The organism is Rathayibacter sp. AY1A4, from assembly GCF_002930955.1.
In the GTDB taxonomy this organism is placed as follows: domain Bacteria; phylum Actinomycetota; class Actinomycetes; order Actinomycetales; family Microbacteriaceae; genus Rathayibacter.
The window spans coordinates 15,369-30,453 of record NZ_PSTN01000030.1 but is presented as its reverse complement, the minus strand read 5'-3'; the positions used below and the strand labels follow the sequence as shown (position 1 = coordinate 30,453).

Sequence of the window (15,085 nt, the reverse complement as noted above, 5' to 3'; positions counted from 1 at the left end):
ACCTTCCAATGACGAAAGGCCCCCCTCCCATGTCGTTCCCCACCCGCGCCGCCGGCGTCGCCCTCGCCGGCCTCGCCTCCCTGATGCTCCTCGCCGGATGCTCGGCCTCGCCCGACGGAGACGGCGGCGGATCCGCCGGCGGCTCCGGCTCCGGCGCCGACATCGTGTCGCTCGTCGACGCCTCCGCGCAGACCCCCGCCGACGAGGTCGCCTCCTCGCTCGGCACCCCCACCGTGCCGGACGGCGCGAAGCTCTGCTACATCACCCGCACCCTCTCCAACGAGTTCTGGGGCTACGAGCGCGACGGCTTCGAGAACCGCGCGAAGGAGCTCGGCGTCGACTACCAGACCTTCGACGTCACCGACGAGTCCTCGATCACCGAGCAGCTCGACAAGGCCAAGAGCGCCATGAACCAGGGCTGCTCCGCCATCCTCGCCTCGCCGATCTCGGCCACGGGCCTCGACTCGATCTTCGAGTCGGCGCTCGCCGACGGCATCCCCGCGATCGTCCTCAACGACGCCAAGAGCGGCGTGGCCGGCACCGTCTACGTCGGACCCGACGCGACCACCATCGGCGCGACCGCCGCCGACTACATCGCCGACAAGCTGCCCGACGGCGGCAAGGTCGCGATGATCGAGGGCGATCCGGGCTCCTCCAACGCGATCAACCGCGGAGACGGCTTCACCGCCGCCCTCGCGAAGCACGAGAACCTCGAGCTCGTCGCCTCCCAGACCGCCTCGTGGGACCAGACCAAGGCGCAGGAGATCGCGACCACGATGCTGACCGCGAACCCCGACATCGCGGCCTTCTACTCGCAGAACGACGGCATGGCGCTCGGCGTCCAGGCCGCCATCGACGCGAAGGGCCTCACCGGCGAGGTGATCCTGGTCGGCACCGACGGCATCCCGCAGGCCAAGAAGCAGATCCTGGCCGGCGACTACACCGCCACCGTCAGCGAGCTGCCCACCACCGAGGGCGCGACCGGCGTCGACGCCGCGCTGTACCTGCTCGCCGGGAAGAAGGTCCCCGCGTGGATCGACGTCCCCGCGTTCATCATCGACAGCACCAACGTCGCGCAGTACGAGACCGGGATGCCGTAACCCGTCACCTCCTCCCTCCCCACGACCTCCTCGACAAGGAAGTAGACGGAACATGGCCGAGCATCTGCTCGAGGTCCGCGGCATCGCGAAATCGTTCCCGGGCGTCCGCGCCCTGGACGGCGTGAGCTTCACGCTCGACCGCGGCGAGATCCGCACCCTCGCCGGCGAGAACGGCGCGGGCAAGAGCACCCTGCTGAACATCCTCGGCGGGGCCCTGCGCCCGGACCGCGGCTCGATCACGATCGACGGCGTCCGGCGGATGGAGTACACCTCCCGCCAGGCGCTCGCCGAGGGGGTCCGCATCGCGCACCAGGAGCCGGCCATCGTGCCCCAGCTCACGGTGATGCAGAACCTGCTCCTCGGGCGGACGCGCAAGCAGCGCGCGTCCGCCCAGGACGACATCGACCGGGCCCTCAAGGACGTCCACCTGATGGGCTTCCCGATGGAGGCGAGGACCCCGGTCGGCCGGCTCAGCCCGGCGCAGCGGCACGCGCTCACCATCGCGCGGGCGTTCGCGTTCGGCGCGAAGATCGTCGCGCTCGACGAGCCGACGACGAGCATGCTCGAGCACAACGTCGAGGGTGTCCTCACCCGGGTCCGCGAGATCGCCCACGGGCGCGGCGTCGGCGTCATCTACGTCTCGCACAAGATGCCGGAGGTGATGAGCGTGTCGGACACGGTCGTCGTCCTCCGCGACGGCCGGCCCGCCTACGACGCTCCGATCGGCGAGACCTCGTCCGAGGACATCGTGCGGCGGATGGTCGGCCGGGAGCTGCTCTCGTTCGAGCGGCGCCACCCGGTCGCCCCGGACGCCGAGGTGCACTTCGAGGCCACGGGCGTCGTCCACCCGAGCGGAGTCGGACCGGAGTCGATCAGCGTCCGCCGCGGCGAGGTCGTCGGCATCGCCGGCCTCGTCGGCTCCGGCCGCACCGAGTTCCTCCGCGCGCTCATCCGCGCCGACGACGGCACCGAGGGGACCGTCCGCCTGGGCGGCCGTCCGCTGCGCATCCGCTCGCCGCGCGACAGCCGCGACGCCGGCATCGCGTTCATCCCCGAGGACCGCAAGCACCAGGGCCTCGTCCTCCAGACCCCGGCCTACGCGAACGTCGCCCTCACCTCCGACCGGCAGCTGAACGGCTTCGGCCCCTTCATCAGCACGAAGCGGCAGATCGAGACGGCGGAGGAGATGGGCCGGCGCATGTCGCTGCGTCCCGCCGACGTCCGCCTCAACGCCCGCCAGTTCTCGGGCGGCAACCAGCAGAAGATCGTGATCGCGAAGTGGATCTGGCTCGGAGCGAGCGTCTTCCTCTTCGACGAGCCGACCAAGGGCGTCGACGTCGGCGGCAAGGTCGAGATCTACGAGCTCATCGATCAGCTGGCCTCCGAGGGGCACGCCGTGATCGTCGTCTCGAGCGACCTGCCCGAGATCATCTCCATCAGCGACCGGGTCCTCGTGATGAGGTCCGGGCGCTTCGTCTCCGAGCACGTCGGCGACGACATCACCGAGCACAGCATCGTGGCCAACGCCATGGGCGTGGCGAAAGGAACCTCATGACCTCCCCCGAGACCGGGAGCGTCGCCACCCCGCGCCGGCGCTCCTTCAACCTGCAGGCCTTCGGCATCTACATCGCCGCCGTCGTCCTCTTCGTCATCCTGGGCGTGCTGAACCCCAACTTCCTCACCATCGGCAACCTCCGCGACGTCGCGGTGTCGGCCAGTGTGAACGCCATCATCGGCATCGGCCTGACCTTCGTCATCATCACCGGCGGCATCGACCTCGCCGTGGGCGCCATGGCCAGCTTCGTCGGGATCGTCAGCGCCTCGCTGATGGTCAACGGCGGCGTGCCCCCGCTGCTCGGTCTCGCGGCCGGCATCGTCCTCGGCCTGATCTGCGGAGGGATCAACGGCCTGCTGGTCACCAAGCTGAACCTGCCGCCCTTCATCGCCACGCTCGGCACGATGAGCGTGTTCCAGGGAGGCGCCTACGTCGCCACCAACGGCAAGCCGGTCTACGACGTGCCGAAGGAGTTCATCCTCCTGCTCAACAGCTACATCGGAGGCGTGCCCGTCGTGGTCGTCATCGTGGCGGTCGTCGGAGTCGCGGCCTGGCTGCTCCTGCGCAAGACCGTGTTCGGCCAGAACGTGATCGCGGTCGGCGGCAGCGAGGAGACCGCCTGGCTCTCGGGGGTCCGGGTCCACCGCGTCAAGATCGCCGTCTACTGCATCTCCGGCGGGCTCTCGGCCCTGGCCGGCCTGGTCATCGTCGCCCGCATCAACGCCGCGCAGCCGGACGCGGGCAGCCCGTACCAGCTCACCGCGATCGCCGCGGCGGTCATCGGGGGAGCGAACCTGATGGGCGGCGAGGGCCGCATCGCGGGCACCCTGGTCGGCGCGCTCATCCTGGGCGCGCTCACCAACGGCCTGGTGCTTCTGAACGTGCCGAGCTTCTACGAGCAGATCGTCACCGGCCTCGTCGTCCTGATCGCCGTCACGCTCGACCAGGGCAGCAAGGGCTGGCCGATGTTCTCGAGAGGCCGCCGGAAGAAGCAGGAGGACGTCGCCGCTCCTCCGACCGAGTCGACGCCGTCGGTGAACGCGTGACGGCGCTGACCGCCCTCGACGGCGCGCGGGTCCTCGTGACGGGCGGCTGGGGCCTCATCGGGCGGCCCACCGTCGCGGCGCTCCTGGCGGAGGGAGCGGTCGTCACCGTCCTCGACCGCAGCGACGCGGGGGCGGACCCGGCCGTTGGGACCGTCGTCGGCGACGTGACCGACGAGGCCGTCCTCGCCGAGGCGCTGGCCGGCCAGCACGCGGTCGTCCACCTCGGCGGCTACGCCGGACTCGGAATGGCCGACGCGGTCGAGACCTACCGCGTGAACGCCGTGGGCACCTTCGCGGTGCTCGCGGCGTCCGCGGCGGCCGGAGTCGCCAAGGTCGTCTACGCCTCCAGCATCAACGCGAACGGCTACCCCCTCGGGGCCGAGCAGGCGCTCCCGCCCGTGTTCCCCTACTCCGAGGACGCGGCGCCCCGGATCTCGGACGAGTACTCGCTCTCGAAGCTCGCGAGCGAGGACGCGGCCCGGATGGCGCACGCCACCTGGGGCCTCGAGCTCACCGGCCTCCGCTTCCCGCTGGTGCGCGACATCACCCTCGACGGCGGGCGGCGGTTCGGCGAGCACCTGCGCACCGCGATCGCCGCCGACCCGCGCCGCCAGGCGGCGGAGGGCTTCAGCTACCTCGACGCGGCCGATGCCGCCCGCTCGGTGCTCGCGGCGCTGCTGCACGACACGCCTCCCGCGCCGGGGATCCTCGTCGCCGCTCCGCTCACCTACCTCCGCGGCGAGACCGCGGCCGCCCTCGACGCGATCGCCCCCGGCGTGCCGCGCGGCGAGCTGCCGGGCCGCTCCGTCGGGCTCGACCTCACCCGCTCCCGCGAGCTGCTCGGCTTCGAGGCCGCGGTGCTGCTCGACGACGTGGCGCCGGACCAGCTCGCCGAGGTCGCCCCGTGACGCTCTCGCTGCTCGGCCTCGGACCGATGGGCGCCCCGATGGCGCGGAACCTCGTCGACGACGGCGGCCTCGTGGTCTGGAACCGCACCCGCGCGAAGGCCGACCCCTTCGCCGCGCTCGGGGCCCGTGTGGCGGCGACTCCGCGCGAGGCGGCGGCCGACATCACGCTGACGGTGCTGCCGGACCTCGCGCAGGTCGAGTCGCTGCTGGACGGCGAGGACGGCCTGCTCGCCGGCTGGCGCGAGCAGGGCATCGCGGATCCGGTGCTCGTCGTGCACGGGACCGTCTCGCCCTCGGCGGTGGCCGTGCTCGCCGCCCGTCTCGCCGAGGAGCACGGCGTCCGCGTCGTCGACGCCCCGCTCAGCGGCGGCACGGTCGGCGCCCGGGACGCGACCCTCAGCATCATGGTGGGCGGAGAGGAGGAGGCGGTCGCCCGCGTCCTCCCCGTGCTCGCGCGGCTCGGCCGCACGGTCCGCCACCTCGGCCCGAGCGGCGCCGGAGCGACCGCCAAGCTCTGCAACCAGATCGTGGTCGCCGGGACGGTCGCCGTCGTCTCCGAAGCCCTGCTGCTCGCCCGCACCGCCGGACTCGACCCGGAGGTGATGGTCGAGCTGCTGCAGGGCGGCCTCGCCCGCACCACCGTGCTCGAGCAGAAGAGCGCCAAGTGGCTGGAGGACGACTTCGCCGAGGGCGGCAGCGCCCGCAACCAGCTGAAGGACCTCCGCTACGTCCGCGAGGCTGCGGACGCCGAGGGGGTCGTCCTGCCCGCGATCACCGCCGTGACCGGCCTGTTCGAGAGGATGGTCGCCGACGGCGACGGCGACCTGGACCACACCGGCGTCGTCCGGACGATCGCGCGACTCGGCGCTCCGACCCCGGGGAGGCACGCATGAGCGGACTCGTCGTCATCGACGCCCACCACCACCTGACGGATCTCCGCCGCTCCTACCCGTGGCTGGAGGGGCCGGCCGAGCCCTTCCGCTACCACGGCGACGACCGGCCGATCCGCCGCTCCTACAGCGTCGACGACTACCTCGCCGACGCCCGGGACGTGACGCTCGCAGCCTCCGTGCACGTCGAGAACGGCGCGGCCGACGCGCTCGCCGAGACGGCCTGGATCGACGCCCTCTCCCGCGAGCGCCCGGTGCCGACGGTGCACGTCGCGCACGTGTCGCTCCTGGACGCCGACGCGCCCCGGCAGCTGGAGGAGCACGCCGGGTACTCCGTGACGCGCGGCGTCCGCGACATCCTGAACTGGCACCCGGATCCGGTCTTCACGCACCGTGATCGGCCGGGGATCTCGGCCGATCCGGTCTGGCGCGCGCACTTCGCCCGGCTCGCGCCGCTGGGCCTGTCGTTCGACCTGCAGGTGTTCCCCTCGCAGCTGCAGGAGGCGGCCGAGCTCGCCGGCGCCTTCCCCGGCACCGCGATCGTGCTCGACCACCTCGGCATGCCGATCGGCCGCGACTCCGACTCGGTGGACGAGTGGCGGAGGGGGCTGCGCGCCGTCGCTGAGCGCGAGAACACGGTCGTGAAGATCTCGGCGATCGGCACGAACGACCACTCCTGGACCCGGGCGTCGATCGCGCCGTTCGTGCACGAGACGCTCGAGGCGTTCGGGCCGGCGCGGACGATGCTCGGCAGCAACTTCCCGGTCGACAGCCTCTACTCGAGCTTCTCCGAGCTGTACACCGCGTTCGACGAGCTCACCGCGGCACTCTCGCCTGCGGAGCGGCGCGACGTCTTCGCGGCGACGGCCGACCGCTTCTACCGGATCGGAGCGCCGCTGCCCGCGGTCTGAGGAGGCAGCGGGCGCCGCGGCGCGTCCGGGCGCCGGAGCAGCCGCAGGCCGGTCGCGAGCTGCCAGGCCGTGACGGCGTAGACGGAGGCGCGCTCCCAGACGCCGTCGGGCAGCAGATCGACGCCGGGCACGCGGGTGTCGACCTGCAGCATCAGCAGCGCGAGCAGGCCGGCCGCGCCGAGCACGATCCCGAACGTCCCGAGCGCCCACGGGGCGCGGCCGCGACGGGCCGCGGCACCGGCGACGATCGAGGCCGCGTTGCCGCCGACGATCGCCATCGCGGCGCCGACCACGTGCAGGCCGCCTATCCCGTTCTGCGCACTGGCGCTGCTCCCGTGCACGAGGCCCACCACGGCGATGCCCACGGCGTAGACCACGGCGAGGGAGAGGAACAGCCCCCGCGATCCGCCCCGCGCCGCCCGCACGGTCGTGACGGCGGCGGCGAGGTAGAGCGCCCCCTGCAGGAGGAATCCGGCGTTCATCACCGCGTGCAGCGGCGAGTCGATCGCGCGCCCCTGGAACACGCCCACCTCGGGCACGCCGAGATCGCTGATGTAGTTCCGTGCATAGCTGTAGCCCGGGAACACGGACGCGGCGACCGCCTCCGCTCCCACATAGGCGAGCGCGCTCACCACCCACAGCACTCCGGCCCCACGAGTTCCCATGCGCCCATCATCCCCGGGCCCGGCCGCGCCGGTCGTCGTCGCCGGACGGCTCCCCGCCGCTCCGGTCACAGGCTGAACCCGCCGTCGGTCGTGAGCACCTGCCCGACGACCCAGCTGCCCGCCGAAGTGGCCAGCCACGCGATCAGCTCCGCGGGGTCCGCCGGCGTGCCGACCCGGCCGAAGGGCGTGCTCGCGACGTACTCCTCGAGGTCCTCGAGTGACCGGTCGGTGGTCTCCGGGTCCAGGTATCCCGTGTTCACCGGACCGGGATCGATCGTGTTGAGCACGATCCCGAGCTCCAGGAGCTCGGCGGCGACCGTGGCGGTGACGCCGGCGAGTGCGGCCTTGCTCGCGGCGTAGGCGACCTCTCCGCGCATCGCGCCGTGGATCTGGCCGGACGTCATCCAGAACACGTGTCCCTGCGCCCGGGCGTAGGGCCCGGCCCCGACGATCCGGTCGCCGGGCCGGCGGGGTCCGTCGGTGCGCGGTGCCCGGAGCCGCGCGAACTCCGCGGTGAGCAGGAGGGTGGAGCGGGTGTTGACGTCCCAGAACGCGGTGAGCCGCTCGGGCGTCATGTCGAGGATGCTGCCGTCATCGCCGCTCTTCGCGTGGTTGCAGACGAGGACGTCCAGGCTCCCGGTGAGGTCGGCTGCGGTGGCGATCAGACCGGGGATCGTGGAGGGATCGGCCAGGTCCGCGGCGACGTCGGCGAACCGCGCGCCCTCCGCGAGGTGCGCGCGCAGCTCGGACCGGACCGCATGGAGGTCGTCGCCTCCCCAGGGGAGGTCGAGATCGTGAGGGCGGTGGTGGTGGACGACGAGGTGCGCGCCGAGGGAGGCGAGCTTCGCGGCGACGGCGAATCCGATGCCGCGCCGCCGCGAGACGCCGGTGACGAGAGCGGTCCTGCCCTGCAGGGGGAGGAGTGCGGACACGGGGAGCCTTTCGATCGTGCCTGAGCGGGCCGGAGGGAGCGGGACGGAGCGACGGGGATCGGGAAGGCCTCAGCCGCACTGCACGATCCCCACCGTATCGAGCCGCCGGTGGCCTCCGTCCGGCGATGAGGTGCCCCTCAGACCTGCTGGAAGACCCGCAGGCCCCGTCCCCGGGAGAAGCCGAGGCGCGAGTAGCTGTCCGCCAGCCGCTCGTCGGCGGCGACCGCCACGACGACTCCTCCCGCGGGGACCGTGGCCAGCAGCTCCCTCGTCGCGAGCAGCGCCGACAGGCGGGTCCCGGGTCGCTGCGAGAGCGCCATCACCGTCCACCGCCGCCCGGGAGGCGTCTCCGCGCCGACGGCCGCGGTGAGGGGGGTCCCGACCAGCAGGGCCCCCGCCCCCACGGCTCCGCCGAGGAGCGCCGCGAGGACCAGGACCGCGCCGAGCAGCCCCGAGAGCGCGACCCACACGGCCGCCACCACGGCCAGCAGGACGACCGGGACGGTGACGGCGATGCTCACCAGGGCGTCGGCGACAGGCCGGTAGCGCCCGAACACGACCAGCCCGTTCCGGTCGGCCGTCTCGTGGGCGGCGCGGCGGATCACGGAGGGCGTGAGCGAGAGCAGCGCCGTCGGGAAGGCCAGGACGGCGAGGACGCGGTGGCGCGTGAAGGCGCGCACCATCAGCCACGAGACGGCGGGCAGACGTCCCCATCCGACCGGTGCCGACGCCGCTGCCATCGAGCCAGTCTGCGCGATCGGGGAGGCGCGGGGCCACCCGGTACGAGGACGCCGCTCCGGCTCCGCTGCGCGAGGGAGGCCGACCTGGACTACTCCTCGTCCGCCCGGTAGACCTTCCGGAACGCGTCCTTGCGGGCGATCCTCCCGCCGCGGAACTCGTAGATGTCGCAGCCCCGCGTGACCTGGGGTCCGCCGTCGGGGCCGGTCCCGGTGAAGGACCAGGTGGCCGCGCCGCGCGTCCCGGCGATGAGGGGAGCCCCCTCCTCGTGCCGCTCCTGTCCGGTGTCGAAGGCGAGCATGAGCGCGAACCCCTCGCGGACCTGCTCCTTCCCCGTCCAGGTGCGGCCGGGCTCGGGGCCGACGGACGCGCCGTACACGCAGTCGTCGGTCATGTGGCTCATCAGCGCTTCGAGGTCGTGGCGGGTCCAGGCGTCGCTGAACGCGGCCAGCACCTCGGGCGTCATCTCGCTCGTGCTGGTCTCGGTCGAAGAGGAGTCGTCCATGGCGGGCCTCGGTCCTTCTGATCGGTGGACCGTCGTCGGTCGCTCTGCGACCGTGGCAGGTGAGCGGCCGCAGTGGCAACGCCCTCTAGCGGTCATGTCCGGAAGCGGACGGCCGGCGGATCAGCGGTCCGTCGACCCGCCGACCAGCGGGTGAGCGCGACGGCGGGGGGCGGTGCACTGCGGGCTGCGGGAGCGGCCGCCGAGGCGACCCGCTCCACCGGGCACTGCCGCGTCCCGATGCTGAGCCCCTTCGTGAAGGCCGTGCCGCAGTCGGACGCGGGCCGGCCCTCCTCCGCCTCCTCGGTCGCGGCTCCCGGGTCGCCGGCGGCGGCCGGATGCTAGGCGCTCGCCGCCTCCTCCGCCACCTCCTCCCCGCCGACCGGCGCCGACGCGCAGGATGAGGAGCACCGGTCGCGGCGGGCACCGACTCCGCACCCGACCGGCACCGAGACCGCCACGAGCCCGCGCCGGCGGGAGGACAGCGAGAGCACCATGGGATTCTGGGGACCGACCGACGAGACCCGCGGCACGCGCCCGGTCGACGAGCCGCTCGGCGAGCTGGAGCTCGTGCACGCCTTCACCAGCGGGCCGATGCCCACCGGCGTCAGCGTCTCGCACACCGGGCGGATCTTCGTGAACTTCCCGAAGTGGGGAGACGAGGTCCCGGCCACGGTCGTGGAGCTGGTCGACGGAGCGGCGGTGCCCTACCCGGACGAGGCCTGGAACACGCCGTCGGGAATCGACGACGCCGGCGCCCTCGTCTCGGTGCAGAGCATCGTCGTCGATCCGGCCGACCGGCTCTGGATCCTCGACACCGGCAGCCCGATGTTCGAGCCGACGAAGAAGGGCGGCCCCAAGCTCGTCCGCGTCGACCTGGCGACCGACACCGTCGAGCAGGTGATCGTCCTCGAGTCGGACGTCGCCCTGCCGACCACCTACCTCAACGACGTGCGCTTCGATCTGCGGCGCGGCATCGCCTACATCACCGACTCGGCCGACTCCGGCCCGAACGGGATCATCGTCGTCGACCTCGAGGCGGGGACCGCCTGGCGCCGCCTGCACGACCACCCGAGCACGAAGGCGCTCACTCCTCCGGAGCTCGTGCCGATGGCCGAGGGCCGTGTGCTGATGAAGCGCCCGGCCGACGGCGACCCGCAGCCGGTGACGATGGGCGCCGACGGCATCGCGATCTCGGCCGACGGCGAGCGCCTCTGGTACTGCCCGCTCGCCTCCCGCCGCTGGTTCAGCGTGGCGACGGCGGCCCTGGTCGACCGGTCGGTGCCGGACGAGGACGTCGCGGCGACCGTCGTCGACGAGGGCGACAAGGGCGGGGGAGCGGACGGCCTCGAGACGGATGCGCTGGGCCGCTTCTACGCCACGAGCTACGAGAACAACGCGATCGTCCGCCGTCGCACCGACGGCACGATGGAGACGATCGTGCACGACGAGCGGCTGCTCTGGCCCGACACCATGTCGATCGCGACGGACGAGCACCTGTACGTCACTGCGAACCAGCTGCACCGCCAGGCCGACTACCAGGGCGGCACGGATCTGCGGACGTACCCGTACTCGCTGTTCCGGGTGCGGATCGGCGCGGGGCCGGTCCTCCTCCGCTGAAGGCCCCCGCCTGGTCGCCTGCGCCGAGATCCGCAGCGCGGATCAGCGCCAGAGGGCGAGCTCCGTGCGGAGGGTCCCGCGGGCGCGGGCGAGCAGCCCGCGGACGGTCGAGGTCGAGAGGCCCAGCTCGTGCGCGATCGCGTCGTAGCTGCACTGCTCCAGCTGGCGCAGCTCCCAGCAGCGGCGCTGGGCCGGGGGCATCGCGGCGAGCACCCGGTTGGCGTCGGCGGCGAGCGATCCGCAGTGCGCGGCGTGCTCCGGGTCGTCGGCAGCGGAGGCGGGGAACTCGTCGTCCAGCTCGGCTCGCAGCCGCGAGACGCTGGAGCGGAGTCGATCGACGCTGCGGCGGCGGGCGGTCGTGACGAGCCAGCCGGCGATGGTCTCGCCGTCGATCACGCTGTCCACGTGGGTCCACGCCGCGAGGAAGGTCTCCTGTACCACGTCGTCGACGTCGGCGCTGCTGCGGAGGGTGCGGGCGGCCGTCGCGCGGAGCAGCCCGGTGTAGCGGCCGACGATGGTGGCGAACGCGCGGTCGTCGCCCTCCGCGGCGCGGATGACGAGCATCCGGTCCGAGTCGGGCTCGAGCAGTGCGAGCGGCGGCGCGGCGAGGGTCGAGGGGCGGGCCCTCGTAAGGCGTGCGGGGGTGGTGGCGGTGAGCATGCGGACTCCGGTCGACTTGATGTGCACGCATGATTCGGAGGCGCGCTCCCGCCCGGTTTCCCGGGGCGGGACCCCAGTGAGAGGGGCAGGTCTGTCCGGTTTCCGGGGACGTCAGCGCCGCCGCGACCACCAGCGGCGGGACCGCTCCGGCTCGGCGGCCGCCCGGGCCTCGGCCGCGGCGGCGCGATCGGCGCGCCGCTGCGACCAGGCGGCGACCTCCTCGTCGACGTCCCGGAGCGGGGTGACGACGGGCGGCCCGCCCAGCAGCTGGCGGCGCGCCTCGATCACCCGCGTGTTGAAGTCGGCGAGCTCGGCGCGCACCTCCTCCTCGCGGTGCAAGCGGTCGAGGCGCTCGTCGAGCGCGCGGTCCTCGGCGCGGAGGAGGAAGGCGGCCGGGCCGATCCCGGTGAGGTTCTCGCGCTCGATCTTGCGGCGGATCCACCAGTCCGGGTCGTGGGCCGCGCCCAGGTCCGGAAGCGGCTTCCCCGATCCCGGCAGGTCGTCGAAGTCGCCGCGGCGGATCGCGAGCTGGATCGCCGTCTCGACGAACGCGGCCCGCTCGAGCGGATCCTCCGGCAGGGCGGGCTGCTCCGCCTCCTCCTCGCCCGCGGCGCCGGCCCGGTACCGGGCGGCGCGCTCCCTCGCATCCGACATCCCTCCACGCTAGATCGGGCTCCTCGCCCGGGCAACCACCCCTCCCGCCGTCTCCGTGGTCGGCGGGCGCCGCGGGTCGACATCGCCGGACCGGCGTGCGTAGTATCGATACTCGATAACATCGACGATCGATAAGGAGCACGCCATGACGAGTGTCATCCCCAGCGGACCGGTCCGGGAGCGTCCGCGCGTGTTCCGGGTGGCCAGGGCGGTCCTGCTCATCGTCGCGGTCTTCTCCGTGCTCACCGCGCTCCTGCAGACCTGGACCGTCACCACCGGGCGCACCCTGCTGGTCTTCGGGGGAGCGGACGGCCGCCTCCCGCTCCGGAGCCTCCCGCAGCTGCTGCAGGCCGAGCCGCGCGAGGGCACCGCGCCCACGCTCGCCGACGCCGCCCTCTCCCTCCGCCTGCTCGGTGCGCTGCCGAGCCTCCTCCAGGCGGTCACGATCGTCCTCGCCACGGTCTTCCTCCTGCGGGTCCTCCGCGGCATCGCGGCCGGACGCCCGTTCGACCCCTTCGTCCTCGCGAACTGGCGCCGTCTGAGCCTCGCCCTGCTGATCGGAGGAGTGGCGCAGGGCCTCGCCGACACCGCGGCCGGCCTGTACCTCAGCTCCGGCATCGGCCTGCTCTTCGCCGCCGGCCGGGTGACCGACGAGCAGCGCGACGCCTTCCTCGGCGGCGACTACCAGGCCATCGGGACGAACCTGCCGCAGTGGCCCGTCCCCGTCCTGCTCGCCGGAGTGGTGGCCCTCGCCCTGACGGCGGCGTTCCGCGCCGGCGCGAAGCTCGAACGGGACGTCGACGGCGTTGTCTGAGCCCGCCGACGACGAGAGGCACCGGATCGACTGCCACCTCGGAGCAGTGCTGGCCGAGCGCGGCGTGACCCTCACCGCCCTCTCGGCCCGCACCGGCATCACGATGGCGAACCTCTCCATCCTCAAGAACAACCGCGCCCGCGCGATCCGCTTCACGACGCTGACGCTCATCTGCGACGCGCTCGACTGCACCCCGCAGGAGCTGTTCTCGATCCGGGCCGTCGACGAGCGGGGGTAGCGGCGGGCGGATCGGCCAGGGGATCTCTGCGGGGCCGATGGTAGGGACGCCGTCCGATCCGACCGTCGATCGAGCAGGCCTCAGTCGCGCTCCACGTCCGCCCCTCCTGGATCGGCCGGAGCTCCCCGGAGCTCGCTCTCGTCCCGACCCATGGATGAGCCTCACCAGCGCGGTCGGCGGCCTCGGCCATCGACCGTCCACAGGGGAGCGAGCTCGTCAGCGGGACCGTCGAATGCGCCTCCGGTGGATGCCGGCGGCTGCTCGCGGTCGTCCCGCCCGAGACGATGACTCCCGAGCAGTTGTCGCGCGAGCGCGGAACGACCCCGCAGACACGCATCGCGGGAACCCTCCGGGACCCTCGCTCCATCTCCGTGACTTCCACTGTCGAAGGGCCCCTCCTGAAGATCCGGGCCGACTACTGGTCCCAGGAGTACATCCCCTGGGGACGTGTGCGAAGCGTCCTCGTGCGTGCTTCCGCGAACCGGTCCCGTCGCGCTGTGCGATCTCCCTGAGACGGCGGCGGTGTACCCGTCGACGAGGCCGCCGGTCATCGTCCCCGCGAGGAGCGCCCGCTTCAGACCCGCACCGACGACGAACACGTCGATCGACCAGGGGTTCCCGAACGGGGGACGGACCGTGATGCACGTCTGGTCGTGCTGAGCGGCGGTCAGCGGTCGAGGACTTGACGAATGACGAGGACTCGGTTCTCCGTCGACTCCCGCCCGACCGGGTCGAACCCGCTCGCCGTCATCACTGAGACCCTGCTCGAGCCGGTCGGCGTGCTCGTGCGCGCCGCGCTGCGGCCGCTTCCCGCCCGCTCAGTCCAGCGGGTAGCCCGGCAGCCCGTCGATGCTGACCGCGTTCCGCGTGGCGCGGTACTCGGCCATGCCGTCGGGGCCCTTCTTCTCGGCCTGGAGGAGGAGCAGGTCGCGCTCGCCGACCGGCTCCATCACCGGCACGCCCCAGCCGCACGCGTCGCTGATGCGGGTGAGCTCGACGGTGACGACCGCGCGGGTGCTCGGGTGATCGGGGTGCTGCTCCGCGACCTCGGCGAACGCCTCCGAACCGGGCAGGTGCACGGAGCCGGTGCCGTGCAGGCGGACGATGCGCGGACGCGGTCCGAACGACGCGAACATCAGGCACACGCGCCCGTTCTCGCGCAGGTGCGCGATCGTCTCGACTCCGCTGCCCGTGTAGTCGACCCAGCCGACGCGCCGCGGGCCGAGGATCGAGAACGAGTCGTGGCCGCGCGGCGACATGTTGACGTGCCCGTCCGCGGCGAGGGGCGCGGTGGCGACGAACCACATCGGCTGCTCGTGGATCCAGGAGGCGAGGCTCTCGTCGATCTCGTCGTAGACGTGCGCCACGGGGTCAGGCTCCGGCCGCGCGGCGGACCAGCTCGGTGACGGCGGCGCGCGTCTCGGCGTCGGCGGAGACGAGCGCGTAGGCGGTCGGCCAGATCGTGCCGTCGTCGAGCTGGGCGCCGTCCTGGAAGCCGAGGGTCGAGTAGCGCGTGCCGAACTTCGCGCCGGGCTGGAAGAAGACGATCGCCTTGCCGTCCGAGCGCGCGTAGGCGGGGAAGCCGTACCAGGTCTTCGGGAGGAGATCGGGGGCGGTCTCGCCGACGACCTCGTGGAGCATCTGGGCGATCGGCCGCTCCTCGTCGGTCATCGCGGCGATCGCGGCCTCCGCGTCCCTGCGGTCGGCGTCGGCCTTGTCGGCGCTCTTCTGCCGCTTCGCCTCCGCCCGCAGCTCGGCCGCGCGCTGCTTCATCGCCGCGCGCTCGTCCTTCGAGAAACCGTCTTCGGAGGCCATGTCCGCCCGTCCCGTCCGTCTGCGGCTCCCGGTCCGG

The 15,085-nt window shown here is 73.0% G+C and carries 17 protein-coding genes; 9 read left to right on the top strand and 8 right to left on the bottom strand.

Translation table 11 applies throughout. From position 1 onward, the window contains the following. The first annotated feature begins 29 nt into the window (after positions 1–29). From C5B92_RS14830 to C5B92_RS14805, 6 genes are read left to right on the top strand one after another with little or no spacing between them, the layout of a single operon-like run. Positions 30–1,100: a substrate-binding domain-containing protein gene (locus C5B92_RS14830; RefSeq protein WP_104256479.1), complete on the top strand. Its 1,071-nt coding sequence runs from the start codon at positions 30–32 to the stop codon at positions 1,098–1,100. Between the two features lie 52 nt (positions 1,101–1,152). After that, positions 1,153–2,655 carry a sugar ABC transporter ATP-binding protein gene (locus C5B92_RS14825; protein ID WP_104239248.1) on the top strand — a complete coding sequence of 501 codons (1,503 nt, stop codon included), beginning with the start codon at positions 1,153–1,155 and terminating at the stop codon, positions 2,653–2,655. Beyond that, a complete protein-coding gene (locus C5B92_RS14820; RefSeq protein WP_104239249.1) occupies positions 2,652–3,701 on the top strand; it encodes an ABC transporter permease in 1,050 nt (349 codons plus the stop codon). Before C5B92_RS14825 ends, C5B92_RS14820 begins: the two co-directional genes overlap by 4 nt. Then, complete coding sequence (locus tag C5B92_RS14815; RefSeq protein WP_181028844.1) at positions 3,698–4,609, top strand: NAD(P)-dependent oxidoreductase; 912 nt, start codon at positions 3,698–3,700, stop codon at positions 4,607–4,609. Before C5B92_RS14820 ends, C5B92_RS14815 begins: the two co-directional genes overlap by 4 nt. Further along, positions 4,606–5,502, top strand: coding sequence for an NAD(P)-dependent oxidoreductase (locus tag C5B92_RS14810; RefSeq protein WP_258061531.1), 897 nt, complete (start codon positions 4,606–4,608; stop codon positions 5,500–5,502). Before C5B92_RS14815 ends, C5B92_RS14810 begins: the two co-directional genes overlap by 4 nt. Beyond that, positions 5,499–6,410 (top strand): amidohydrolase, encoded by a 912-nt coding sequence (locus tag C5B92_RS14805; RefSeq protein ID WP_104256481.1) that lies wholly within the window; start codon positions 5,499–5,501, stop codon positions 6,408–6,410. The genes C5B92_RS14810 and C5B92_RS14805 overlap by 4 nt, the downstream gene beginning before the upstream one ends. Here the strand turns inward: C5B92_RS14805 and C5B92_RS14800 are convergent. The 4 genes from C5B92_RS14800 to C5B92_RS14785 all read right to left on the bottom strand — a co-directional run bounded on the left by C5B92_RS14800 (position 6,377) and on the right by C5B92_RS14785 (position 9,250). Then, a complete protein-coding gene (locus C5B92_RS14800; RefSeq protein WP_104350528.1) occupies positions 6,377–7,075 on the bottom strand; it encodes a DUF998 domain-containing protein in 699 nt (232 codons plus the stop codon). The genes C5B92_RS14805 and C5B92_RS14800 overlap by 34 nt on opposite strands. A 65-nt stretch (positions 7,076–7,140) precedes the next feature. Then, positions 7,141–8,007, bottom strand: a complete 867-nt coding sequence (locus C5B92_RS14795) for an SDR family oxidoreductase (protein WP_258061530.1) — start codon at positions 8,005–8,007, stop codon at positions 7,141–7,143. A gap of 137 nt (positions 8,008–8,144) precedes the next feature. Then, entirely contained in the window at positions 8,145–8,747 is a 603-nt protein-coding gene (locus C5B92_RS14790; RefSeq protein ID WP_146079346.1) for a hypothetical protein, read from the bottom strand. A gap of 89 nt (positions 8,748–8,836) precedes the next feature. Beyond that, positions 8,837–9,250 (bottom strand): nuclear transport factor 2 family protein, encoded by a 414-nt coding sequence (locus C5B92_RS14785; protein WP_219812314.1) that lies wholly within the window; start codon positions 9,248–9,250, stop codon positions 8,837–8,839. A 492-nt stretch (positions 9,251–9,742) separates the two neighbouring features. Here C5B92_RS14785 and C5B92_RS14775 point away from each other — a divergent pair, with 492 nt between their 5' ends. Beyond that, entirely contained in the window at positions 9,743–10,867 is a 1,125-nt protein-coding gene (locus C5B92_RS14775; protein WP_104256485.1) for an L-dopachrome tautomerase-related protein, read from the top strand. A 42-nt stretch (positions 10,868–10,909) separates the two neighbouring features. On the opposite strand, the gene C5B92_RS14770 is transcribed toward C5B92_RS14775, so the two are convergent. Beyond that, complete coding sequence (locus C5B92_RS14770) at positions 10,910–11,554, bottom strand: RNA polymerase sigma factor (RefSeq protein WP_104350527.1); 645 nt, start codon at positions 11,552–11,554, stop codon at positions 10,910–10,912. An 84-nt stretch (positions 11,555–11,638) separates the two neighbouring features. After that, positions 11,639–12,181: a DUF1992 domain-containing protein gene (locus tag C5B92_RS14765; protein WP_104256487.1), complete on the bottom strand. Its 543-nt coding sequence runs from the start codon at positions 12,179–12,181 to the stop codon at positions 11,639–11,641. 145 nt (positions 12,182–12,326) lie between these two features. Here C5B92_RS14765 and C5B92_RS14760 point away from each other — a divergent pair, with 145 nt between their 5' ends. Both C5B92_RS14760 and C5B92_RS14755 read left to right on the top strand, forming a co-directional pair. Further along, the gene (locus C5B92_RS14760; protein ID WP_104227364.1) at positions 12,327–12,995 is read left to right on the top strand and encodes a hypothetical protein; all 669 of its coding nucleotides are present in this window, start codon (positions 12,327–12,329) and stop codon (positions 12,993–12,995) included. Beyond that, positions 12,988–13,233 (top strand): helix-turn-helix transcriptional regulator, encoded by a 246-nt coding sequence (locus C5B92_RS14755; RefSeq protein WP_104224883.1) that lies wholly within the window; start codon positions 12,988–12,990, stop codon positions 13,231–13,233. The genes C5B92_RS14760 and C5B92_RS14755 overlap by 8 nt, the downstream gene beginning before the upstream one ends. Before the next feature lie 818 nt (positions 13,234–14,051). Here the strand turns inward: C5B92_RS14755 and C5B92_RS14750 are convergent. Then, positions 14,052–14,600, bottom strand: coding sequence for a pyridoxamine 5'-phosphate oxidase family protein (locus tag C5B92_RS14750; protein ID WP_104256488.1), 549 nt, complete (start codon positions 14,598–14,600; stop codon positions 14,052–14,054). Between the two features lie 4 nt (positions 14,601–14,604). After that, positions 14,605–15,048 (bottom strand): hypothetical protein, encoded by a 444-nt coding sequence (locus C5B92_RS14745; protein ID WP_104224881.1) that lies wholly within the window; start codon positions 15,046–15,048, stop codon positions 14,605–14,607. Between the last annotated feature and the right edge of the window lie 37 nt (positions 15,049–15,085).

Bases quoted from the DNA above. Each gene is read 5' to 3' on its own strand.
- C5B92_RS14830 (WP_104256479.1), top strand. From the start codon at position 30: ATGTCGTTCCCCACCCGCGCCGCCGGCGTCGCCCTCGCCGGCCTCGCC.
- C5B92_RS14805 (WP_104256481.1), top strand. From the start codon at position 5,499: ATGAGCGGACTCGTCGTCATCGACGCCCACCACCACCTGACGGATCTC.
- C5B92_RS14760 (WP_104227364.1), top strand. From the start codon at position 12,327: ATGACGAGTGTCATCCCCAGCGGACCGGTCCGGGAGCGTCCGCGCGTG.
- C5B92_RS14825 (WP_104239248.1), top strand. From the start codon at position 1,153: ATGGCCGAGCATCTGCTCGAGGTCCGCGGCATCGCGAAATCGTTCCCG.
- C5B92_RS14800 (WP_104350528.1), bottom strand. From the start codon at position 7,075: ATGGGAACTCGTGGGGCCGGAGTGCTGTGGGTGGTGAGCGCGCTCGCC.
- C5B92_RS14820 (WP_104239249.1), top strand. From the start codon at position 2,652: ATGACCTCCCCCGAGACCGGGAGCGTCGCCACCCCGCGCCGGCGCTCC.
- C5B92_RS14785 (WP_219812314.1), bottom strand. From the start codon at position 9,250: ATGGACGACTCCTCTTCGACCGAGACCAGCACGAGCGAGATGACGCCC.
- C5B92_RS14790 (WP_146079346.1), bottom strand. From the start codon at position 8,747: ATGGCAGCGGCGTCGGCACCGGTCGGATGGGGACGTCTGCCCGCCGTC.
- C5B92_RS14745 (WP_104224881.1), bottom strand. From the start codon at position 15,048: ATGGCCTCCGAAGACGGTTTCTCGAAGGACGAGCGCGCGGCGATGAAG.
- C5B92_RS14765 (WP_104256487.1), bottom strand. From the start codon at position 12,181: ATGTCGGATGCGAGGGAGCGCGCCGCCCGGTACCGGGCCGGCGCCGCG.
- C5B92_RS14775 (WP_104256485.1), top strand. From the start codon at position 9,743: ATGGGATTCTGGGGACCGACCGACGAGACCCGCGGCACGCGCCCGGTC.